The organism is Ruegeria haliotis (assembly GCF_013377785.1).
Classification (GTDB): Bacteria; Pseudomonadota; Alphaproteobacteria; order Rhodobacterales; family Rhodobacteraceae; genus Ruegeria; species Ruegeria haliotis.
This window is the reverse complement of record NZ_JABXWT010000102.1, coordinates 1-578: the sequence shown is the minus strand read 5'-3', so window position 1 is coordinate 578 and position 578 is coordinate 1. Positions and strand designations below refer to the sequence as shown.

Annotated in this window: 1 protein-coding gene; it reads right to left on the bottom strand. The window is 49.1% G+C overall.

The genetic code is table 11. The features are described 5' to 3' along the window. Positions 1-578 (bottom strand): MATE family efflux transporter (locus HW561_RS23460; RefSeq protein WP_176867781.1); only part of this gene is annotated, 578 nt, incomplete at both ends.

The following is a 578-nucleotide window of genomic DNA, read 5'->3' as shown; positions in this document are numbered from 1 at the left end:
CCGTGTTTCCGCTTCCCAGTTCATAACCAATCAATATGCTGGCTCCTCCTGCCAGGCCCTTGGTGAAGCTTAGCATCAGGTTTCTCAGGGTAAGGGCAAGGGAGTTTGCTGCAGAGGCGTCCACCCCCATGTGGCCTAAAAAGGCGCTGTAGGATGAAATACCCAGTGTCCAAACCAGATATGCTCCCAGTAGTGGCAGAAGCTGCCTTACATAATCTTTTGAGAGAACCCTGTCAAAGGCGAAGAGCTTTCCCAAATCCGGTCTGATCTTCTTATCTTTCCAGCACTCTATTGTGGAGAGAACAAGTTCCACCACCCTGGATATTACTGTAGCCAAGGCGGCTCCCCTTACCCCCATCTTTGGAAAGCCCAAGAGGCCGAAGATGAAAATGGCGTTGAGGGCAATATTCAGCACCACTGCAATAGAACTGATGGTGGCGACCTTTTTAGTGTTTTTGCCCAGCTTTATTTGGGCAAGAAAGCACTGTGAGATGCCGGAGATAAGATAGGAAAAGGAGGCTATCTTCAAGTATCCCACACCGATTTCCACCAGCTCCTCTACATTTGTAAAGATCCTC